Origin of the sequence: Sphingomonas sp. (genome assembly GCF_031361285.1) — a bacterium.
In the GTDB taxonomy this organism is placed as follows: domain Bacteria; phylum Pseudomonadota; class Alphaproteobacteria; order Sphingomonadales; family Sphingomonadaceae; genus Sphingomicrobium.
In genome coordinates this window covers 19,176-28,152 of record NZ_JANMCO010000128.1, presented here as the reverse complement: position 1 = coordinate 28,152, position 8,977 = coordinate 19,176, and the positions used below count along the sequence as shown (strand labels likewise).

Here is an 8,977-nt window from a genome sequence, read left to right as displayed (position 1 = left end):
CCGCGCCGCCGACGCCCGCACGTCGACCAACGTCTCCTCCATCTCGAGGATGATCATCCGGATCATCCGCGACGGATCCTCCGAACGGTCCAATAACTCGGTCATGTTCGCCGCGAAAATGTCCCGCGTCCGGGAAAAGATTGGCGAGCCGAACAGCGCCGCGAACGGAGCGAAGCGGACGATGGGCGGCTCGGCGGGACGCTCGGGCATCCGCGGGGTGCGGTTCGGCACCCGGGCCTCGATGACGTCGAGGTCAAGCATAATAGGTGCTGACCGGGCTGGCGATGGCTTGCGCCGGACCGACGGCGGCAGCGACAGCGACTGTGCTCATGAGCAAGGCACCGAAGGCGGCAATCAAGGTCCGCGAAAGTTGCGACTGACCAGACATTTTCAAACTCCCTTTTTTCGTCCGCTTTCAATTCGCGGTCCGATGCAGCTTACTAATCAAGGTTCGTGCCAATTGCGCAAAACTGCGAAAAAACCTCATTTGAGTCGCACGTTGGGAGGTTTCGCCAACCAAAACTTGGCGAAACGTACCAACTGCATGTGATCGCGGCGGCGGGAACCCAAAGCGCGCTTGGTATTTGAGCGTCACAGACAGATCTTCAGAAGGGAACAACCATGTTGGGCAAAATCGCTGGTGCCTTGATCGGCAAGCGCGTCGCCGGTCGCGATTCCGGGACCAAGGGAGCCATTCTCGGGTATACAGCCGCGGCATTAGCGCGCCGTAGCGTGCCGGCCCTGGCGGTGGTGGCGGTAATCGGCTGGGGAGCGAAAAAGCTATACAAGAAGCGCGCTCGCCGGGCGCCGACCTATCCTTCGGACGCAGGCCCTGCATCGTCGACGGATTGAGCCGGTTTTTGGAAATAGGGTTCGACAACGCCCTTTAGCTTGATCGTCATGGGGTTGCCGCGGCGATCGCGGCTGCGCCCCGCCATGACCCGGATCCAGCCTTCCGAGACGGAATATTCCTCGACGTTGGTCTTTTCCTGACCGTTGAAGCGGATGCCGACGCCCCGGCGCAACAGATCCTCGTCGTAAAACGGGCTGCTCGGGTCGAGCGACAAGTGATCGGGTAAAGTATCGGCCATGCCCGCGCGCTAAATGCGGACCCAGCGCCGGTCAACTACTGCCGGGTTTTTCGACGAACGGCGGCGCGCGGGTCGTTGCCAAGTCAGAGGGTCAAAGCCAAGAGTGCGGTGAGTCTCGGGGAAGGTCTTCACATGCGCCGCCACGCCTTTTTGTTCGCCGCCACCGCTATGCTTGCCGCCGGCGCTTTTGCCCAGCCGACGCCGCCGGTCGCTCCACCCGTACCGCAGCCCGGGGCAGCCGAGCCAATGACCCAGGCCAAGCCGGACGGGATTTCGTCGGCGCCGACGGGCGGTAAGAAAGACCAGAAGTGGGACGTCAACGCGCGCCACGGGCCCGGGCGCGACGTGTCGATCAACGTCACCCAGGGCACCTGGTTGAACCTCGACGTGTCTCCCGACGGCCGCGAGATTGCGTTCGACCTTCTCGGCGACATTTACGTGGTGCCGATCACGGGTGGCGACGCGCGCCCGCTGTCGACCGGCAACGCGTGGGACATGCAACCACGCTATTCCCCGAGCGGCAGCGAAATCGCTTTCACCTCGGACCGGGGCGGCGGCGACAACATCTGGGTGATGAACCGTGACGGATCCAATCCACGCGCCATCACCAAGGAGACCTTCCGCTTGCTCAACGGGCCAGACTGGTCGCCCGACGGCAACTACATCGTGGCGCGCAAGCATTTCACTTCGGCCCGGTCACTGGGGGCTGGCGAGATGTGGCTTTACCATCGTAGCGGGGTCGGCGGCGGCGTCCAGATGACCAAGGCCCGCACCAAGCAAAAGGATACCAACGAGCCGGCATTCTCGCCAGACGGGCGCTACCTCTACTTCTCCGACGACGCGACGCCCGGCGAGACGTTCCAATATAGCAAAGACCCCAACGGTCAGATCTACGTCATCCAACGCCTCGACCGCGAGACGGGCGATATCGACACTTATGTCAGCGGACCGGGCGGTGCGGTTCGCCCGACACCCTCTCCGGATGGCAAGAGCCTGGCGTTCGTTCGGCGGATCCGCGGCAAGTCCAACCTGATGCTGCTTGATGTCGCGTCGGGCCGCATCGACTCGCTGACCGACGGTCTCGAACGCGACCTGCAGGAAACCTGGGCGGTCCATAACGTCTATCCGGGTATCAGCTGGACCCCGGATGGCAAGTCGCTCGTCTACTGGGCCGGCGGCCATCTGCACCGCATCGACCTCGCCAGCCGGGCGGTCAGCGAGATCCCCTTCCACGTCACCGGCTCGCGCTTCATCGAGGACGCACTGCACGTCGACAAGCGCATCGGCCAGGACAGCTTTGACGTGAAGATGGTCCGCTTCGCCCATGCCAGCCCCGACGGCCGCCGCGTCGTTTATGAAGCGCTGGGCAATCTGTGGATCAAGGACATCGCCGGCGGCGCGGCGCCACGGCGCCTGACCCGGTCGGACGAACGCGAAGCCTATCCGGTGTGGTCGCGCGACGGGCGCCAGATCGCTTATGTCGCCTGGGACGACGACCGCGGCGGCCAGATTAAGGTCATGGGTGCGACTGGCGGCGCGGGACGCGTCGTCACGCCCGAACCCGGCTATTACCGAGAGCCCGCTTTCTCCCCCGACGGACGGATGATTACGTATCGCAAGGGGTCGGACGGTTTCCTGACGACGCCGATGTGGGGCCGCGATCCGGGCGTCTATATATTGTCGCTCGCCAAGGGAGCCAAGGCGAAACGCGTATCCAAGACCGGCACCTTCCCGCAATTCGGCAAAGACAGCGAGCGCGTCTTCTTCGCCGACACGGACGGCGACAACCAGATTTTCAAATCGGTGAGCGTCACCGGCGCCGACCCGATCACGCATCTAAAGGGCACCAACGCGGCGGAATTCGCGCTGTCGCCGAACGAAAAATTTGTCGGCTGGACCGAGCGCTACCAGGCCTATGTCATGCCGTTCGTGCGCAGCGGCCGGTCGATCGACATTGCCGCCGACGGCAAGGCCCTGCCGCAGACCAAGATCAGCAGTGACGCCGGCGACTATCTGCATTGGTCGGGCGACGGCAGCACGCTGTATTGGACGCAAGGCCCCGACCTCTACGGACGCCGCGTCGACCTCGCCGGCTTCGACGGCGCCAAGACAGGCCCGGCCGCGCCACTCTCGCATCTCGGCTTTGTCGCCGCTTCGCCGCATCCCACCGGCACGATCGCGCTGACCCACGCGCGCATTGTCACGATGAACGGCGACCAGGTGATCGACAGTGGCACAATCCTCGTCACCGGCGATCGCATCGCCGCGGTTGGCCCAGTGGCAAGCATCGCCGTGCCGGCCGGCGCGAAGGTCATCGACATGGCCGGAAAGACCATCTTGCCGGGCTTCTTCGATGCCCATTGGCACGGGCCGCACGCGTCCGACCAGATCGTCCCCGACCAGGATTGGATCTATTACAACTCGCTCGCTTACGGCGTGACGACGGTTCACGATCCGTCCGCCGACACCCACGAGGTATTTGCATCGTCCGAGCTCCAGAAAGCCGGCAAGATTCTTGGGCCACGGATCTTCTCGACCGGCACCATCCTGTACGGCGCCGAGACCCCGTTCATGGTCGAGATCGGTTCGGTCGACGACGCGCTGGCCAATTTGCGGCGGCTGCAAGTGGCGGGTGCCTGGTCGGTCAAAAGCTACAACCAGCCGCGTCGCGAGCAGCGTCAAATGGTTATCGAAGCGGCCCGCCAGCTCGGCCTCGAGGTGGTGCCGGAAGGCGGATCGCTGTTCATGCACAACATGACCGAAATCGCCGACGGGCACACGACCATCGAGCACTCGCTGCCAGTACCCAATATCTATGACGATGTGCGGCAATTCTGGGGCGGCTCGAAGACAGCGTGGACGCCGACCTTGGTCGTCGCCTACGGCGGGCCGTTCGGTGAAAATCACTGGTACCAGCATTTCCCGGCGTGGGCCGAGCCGATCGAGGCCAAATGGACGCCGCAGGGCCTGCTCGACGCCCGGGCGCGCCGCCCGACCATCACCCCCGACGACGAGGACAACATCGTCAACGTCTCCCGCCAGGCCAAGCAGATCAGCGATCTCGGCATTCCAGTGTCGATCGGCGCCCACGGCCAGCGCGAGGGCTTGGGTGCCCATTGGGAGATGTGGGGTTTCGCGCTTGGTGGGATGAGCAATATGGAAGCGCTGCGCACGGCGACGATCAACCCGGCGCGCGCGCATGGTCTCGATCGCGACCTTGGCTCGATCGAGCCGGGCAAGCTCGCCGACCTTGTTATCCTCGACAAGAACCCGCTCGACGACATCCACAATACGACCAGCGTCCATTTTACGATGATCGACGGGATGCTGCTCGACGGCAATCTCGACGCCGTCGCTGGCGGCACCCACAAGACCCGGCCCTTCTGGTTCCAGCGATCAGCCGGTGGCGCTTATTCGCAAGGCACGACAATCGGCGTTCCGCAGGAGGATTGAGGCGTCGCCAGGGTCTGCTTTGGGTGGAAAGCGGATATTGACTAAGAACCGGAATGGGCCAGTTTCGCATGGCAGCATGCGGGGAAAGTATGGGAACCGAGATTGTATTCGTTTTGATCCTGCCCATCGCGGCGCTCTGCTTGCCGGGCGCATTGTTGCTCTGGTCTCGCGTCGCGAAGATGGAATGGGGAGCCAGAAGCGGGCCGTTGAAGGCTTATATTCCGCTGTTGGCTGGCTTTGCCGTTTCTATGCTTGGCTTGGCACTTCTCACTTACATCGAGTGCTATGCGGATTTTACCTCTTTGGTCCAACAAGGCTATTACACCGAGGCTGAGCGAGCGGTGTACCTCCCGCGAAGGGTGGTTGGACAAGCGATAGTCGAGCTAGTCTTTTTGTTACCGGCCATCTCCTTCGTGGTCGTCCCATTGACCACATGGCTCATCAGGAGGGGTCGATTGACGTTCAAAGGCATCGGTCTGTTAGCCATAGTCGGCTGGTTCGCGCTGTCGCTTGTGGGATGGATTTTTAACTTGACGACCATCACCCCTCCCTACTCGTTTCTCTCCTTTCTGGAATCTACAGTCATTCGAGTGTTGCTTTACGCTTTGCCAATCCCCGTCGCGGCGATTTGGCTACTTCCGCCCAAGAGCCAGGCCTGAGAGCCACTGATGTTCGGCGTCGAGTTCAGAATCACCGCCCATTCGATTGACCGCGATGGGTGAACGGCTAGTGGCAGGAATGGGTCGAGAGCGGACATTCGCTTTGCTTGCGTTATTGTCGATGTAAAGGCTCCTTGCCACGGGCTGTTGCCGCATCGGCGAGTCCGGATTAAGCGCTCGGTCCAGCCATGAGCGACAAAGACCCCTCGAAACTGAAAACCAACCGGCCACAGCTGGCGCTGCACGTGCCCGAGCCACCATTCCGCCCGGGGGACACGCCGGATTTCTCGTCGCTCAAGATTCCCGCTGCCGGCGACGCCGCGCGGCCGGATGTCGCGGCGGCGCCGGCCGATACCTTTGCGCTGACCACCCATTTGGTGCGCGTGCTCGACGACCAGCATCGCGCGGTCGGTCCGTGGGACCCGAAGCTCGATTCCGACACGCTGCGCAAGATGCTGCGCGACATGGTCACGGTGCGGGTATTCGACGACCGGATGTACCGCGCCCAACGGCAGGGCAAGACCAGCTTCTACATGAAATGCACCGGCGAAGAGGCGATCGCCGTGGCCGCCGCTACCGCTCTCGACCGCGAGGACATGCACTTCCCCAGCTACCGCCAGCAAGGCCTGCTGGTGGCGCGCGGCTACCCGCTCACCGACATGATGTGCCAGATTTACTCGAACAAAGGCGACAAGCTGCAGGGCCGCCAGCTGCCGATCATGTATTCGGACAAGGCGCACGGTTTCTTCTCGATCTCGGGCAATCTCGGCACCCAATTTCCGCAGGCGGTCGGCTGGGCGATGGCGTCGGCGATCAAAGGCGACAGCCGCATCGCCATGGGCTGGATCGGCGATGGCGCCACGGCCGAGGGCGACTTCCATTCCGCTTTGACCTTCGCCACCGTCTATAATGCGCCAGTGGTGCTGGCGGTGGTCAACAATCAGTGGGCGATTTCGAGCTTCTCCGGCATTGCCGGCGCTGAGCGCGCCACCTTCGCCCAGCGGGCAATGGGCTACGGCATTGCCGGCTTGCGGGTCGACGGCAATGACGCGCTCGCGGTCTACGCCGCGGTACGCTGGGCGGGCAACCGCGCCCGGTCCAATAACGGGCCGACGCTGATCGAATTCTACACCTACCGCGCCGAGGGCCATTCGACGTCCGACGATCCGTCCGGATATCGCCCGGTCAACGAAGCCAAGGCGTGGCCGCTGGGCGATCCGATCGACCGGCTGAAAGCGCACCTCATCGCGCTTGGCGAGTGGGACGAAGAGCGCCATGTGGCGATGGCGGTCGAGCTGGATGCGACCGTCCGCGCCGCCCAGAAGGAAGCAGAAAAGCTCGGCATTCTGCCCCAGCAGGGCAAGGACAATATCGGCAGCATGTTCGAAGACGTCTACGCCGACATGCCGTGGCACATCGCCGAACAGCGCGACGCCGCCATCGCCGAAAGCAAGGCGGAATAGCGCTGTGGCCAATATGAACATGATCCAGGCGATCAACAGCGCCCAGAAAGTGATGATGACCCGCGACCCCGACATCGTCGTGTTCGGTGAAGACATCGGCTTTTTCGGCGGCGTGTTCCGTGCCACCGAAGGCCTGCAGCGCGAGTTCGGCAGCAACCGTGTGTTTGATGCGCCAATTTCCGAAGGCGGCATCGTCGCCGCCGCGGTTGGCATGGCCGCTTATGGGCTGAAGCCGGTAATCGAAATCCAGTTCGCCGATTACATTTACCCGGGCTACGACCAGATCGTCAGCGAAGTCGCCAAGATGCGCTATCGCACCGCCGGCGAATGGCCGATGCCGATGGTCATCCGCTCGCCCTATGGCGGCGGCATTTTCGGCGGTCAGACCCACAGCCAAAGCCCTGAGAGCCTGTTCACCCACATCGCCGGTCTCAAGGTCGTAATCCCGTCGACACCGTACGACGCCAAGGGCCTGCTGATCGCGGCGATCGAGGACCCCGACCCGGTGATGTTCTTCGAGCCCAAGCGGATCTACAACGGCCCATTCGATGGCCACCATGACCGCCCCGTGACGCCGTGGGCCAAGCACCCCGCGAGCGAAGTGCCCGAAGGCCACTATACGGTCCCGCTGGGCAAGGCGGCGGTGGTCCGCAAGGGCGAAGCGCTGACCATTCTTGCTTACGGCACCATGGTCCATGTCGCTTTGGCCGCGGTCGAAGATCAGGGCGTGGATGCCGAGGTGATTGACCTGCGCACGCTGGTCCCGCTCGATATCGAAACGATCGAAGCTTCGGTCGCCAAGACCGGCCGCTGCCTCGTCGCCCAGGAAGCCCCGCGCACCTCGGGCTTTGGCGCCGAGCTCGCCGCGTTGGTCCAGGAACGCTGTTTCTACCATCTCGAAAGCCCGGTCGAGCGCGTCACCGGCTGGGACACTCCCTATCCACATAGCTACGAATGGGCCTATTTCCCCGGCCCGAAACGGATGAAACGCGCGCTGGAAAAGGTGATGGCAGACTGATGGCCCGCTACGAATTCAAGCTGCCCGACATCGGCGAAGGCATTGCCGAGGCCGAGATCGTCGCCTGGCACGTCAAGATTGGCGACCGGGTCGAGGAAGACCAGCAGCTCGCCGACATGATGACCGACAAGGCGACGGTCGAGATGGAAACCCCGGTCGCCGGCAAGGTTGTCGAACTGGCTGGCGAGGTCGGTGACATGCTGGCGATCGGCTCGGTGCTGGCGGTGATCGAAACCGACAGCGACGCGGCAGATGCGCCGCCGCCAGCGCGCATGGACAAAGTTCCGTTCACCGATGGCCTGGTCGAGGAACGCCAGGAGCTGGTCGAGGCCGTGCCAAGCATGGGCCAGAAACTCCCGGTCTCCGGAGTTGAGAAACCGCAAGAGCCTGTTCGTGCCGAGCCGAAACCAAAGGCCGAAGTCGAAAAGCGAGCCGCCAAAGGCCATGCCCTCGCCTCGCCGGCCGTGCGGCAGCGGGCGCGCGATCTTGGTATCGACCTCGGCGAAGTGAAAACCGCTGGCGACCGCGTCCGCCATTCGGACCTCGACGCTTACCTTCTTTACAACGGCGGCAGCGTCTCGGGGCGCGGCGCGGCGGTTCGCGCGGACGAGACGATTAAGGTAGTCGGCCTCAGGCGCAAGATCGCCGAGAATATGCAGGAAGCGAAACGCCGCATTCCGCACTTCACGCTGGTCGAAGAATTCGACGTCACCGACCTAGAGGACACGCGGGCGATGATGAACCGCGACCGCGGCGACAATCCCAAGCTGACGGTGCTACCGTTCCTGATCACCGCCATGGCCAAGGCATTGCCCGACTGGCCAATGCTCAACGCGACCTATGATGACGACGCCAATGTCATCACTCGTCACGGCGCGCTTAACCTCGGCATGGCGACGCAGACGCCAAACGGGCTGATGGTGCCGGTGATCCGCGATGCGCAATCGAAGAGCGTGTGGCAGCTGGCATCCGAAATATTGCGCCTCGCCGAAGCGGCGCGATCGGGCAAGGCGGCGCGCGAAGAACTGTCGGGCTCGTCGATCACTTTGTCGAGCCTGGGGCCGATGGGTGGCATCGCCTCGACCCCGGTGATCAACCGGCCCGAAGTCGCCATTGTCGCCGTCAACAAGGTCGAGGAAAAAGTGGTGGTCGTCGACGGCGAGATCGAGATCCGCAAACGGATGAACCTGTCGCTCAGCTGCGATCATCGCGTCGTCGACGGCTGGGATGCGGCCAATTTCATGCAGGCGCTGAAGGTCCTGATCGAAAACCCGCTGCGCCTGCTGAGCTGAC

The 8,977-nt window shown here is 63.2% G+C and carries 8 protein-coding genes; 5 read left to right on the top strand and 3 right to left on the bottom strand.

What is annotated here, in order from left to right:
* From RMO25_RS11310 to RMO25_RS11300, 3 genes are all read right to left on the bottom strand, one after another.
* Window positions 1-261, bottom strand: a 261-nt coding sequence (locus RMO25_RS11310) for a PspA/IM30 family protein (RefSeq protein WP_309662705.1), incomplete at its 3' end; no start/stop codon positions are given.
* The gene (locus RMO25_RS11305) at window positions 254-388 is read right to left on the bottom strand and encodes a hypothetical protein (RefSeq protein WP_309662704.1); all 135 of its coding nucleotides are present in this window, start codon (window positions 386-388) and stop codon (window positions 254-256) included. The genes RMO25_RS11310 and RMO25_RS11305, both read right to left, overlap by 8 nt.
* A 424-nt stretch (window positions 389-812) precedes the next feature.
* Window positions 813-1,091: a DUF3297 family protein gene (locus tag RMO25_RS11300; RefSeq protein WP_309662703.1), complete on the bottom strand. Its 279-nt coding sequence runs from the start codon at window positions 1,089-1,091 to the stop codon at window positions 813-815.
* 132 nt (window positions 1,092-1,223) lie between these two features.
* Between RMO25_RS11300 and RMO25_RS11295 the strand changes: the two genes are divergently transcribed.
* From RMO25_RS11295 to RMO25_RS11275, 5 genes are all read left to right on the top strand, one after another.
* Window positions 1,224-4,544: an amidohydrolase family protein gene (locus RMO25_RS11295; RefSeq protein ID WP_309662702.1), complete on the top strand. Its 3,321-nt coding sequence runs from the start codon at window positions 1,224-1,226 to the stop codon at window positions 4,542-4,544.
* 89 nt (window positions 4,545-4,633) lie between these two features.
* The gene (locus RMO25_RS11290) at window positions 4,634-5,203 is read left to right on the top strand and encodes a hypothetical protein (protein ID WP_309662701.1); all 570 of its coding nucleotides are present in this window, start codon (window positions 4,634-4,636) and stop codon (window positions 5,201-5,203) included.
* 188 nt (window positions 5,204-5,391) lie between these two features.
* Window positions 5,392-6,666, top strand: coding sequence for a 3-methyl-2-oxobutanoate dehydrogenase (2-methylpropanoyl-transferring) subunit alpha (locus RMO25_RS11285; RefSeq protein WP_309662700.1), 1,275 nt, complete (start codon window positions 5,392-5,394; stop codon window positions 6,664-6,666).
* A 13-nt stretch (window positions 6,667-6,679) separates the two neighbouring features.
* On the top strand, window positions 6,680-7,684 hold the full coding sequence (locus RMO25_RS11280; RefSeq protein WP_309662699.1) for an alpha-ketoacid dehydrogenase subunit beta: 1,005 nt from the start codon (window positions 6,680-6,682) through the stop codon (window positions 7,682-7,684).
* Window positions 7,684-8,976: a dihydrolipoamide acetyltransferase family protein gene (locus RMO25_RS11275; RefSeq protein ID WP_309662698.1), complete on the top strand. Its 1,293-nt coding sequence runs from the start codon at window positions 7,684-7,686 to the stop codon at window positions 8,974-8,976. The genes RMO25_RS11280 and RMO25_RS11275 overlap by 1 nt, the downstream gene beginning before the upstream one ends.
* Window position 8,977: the final 1 nt, after the last annotated feature.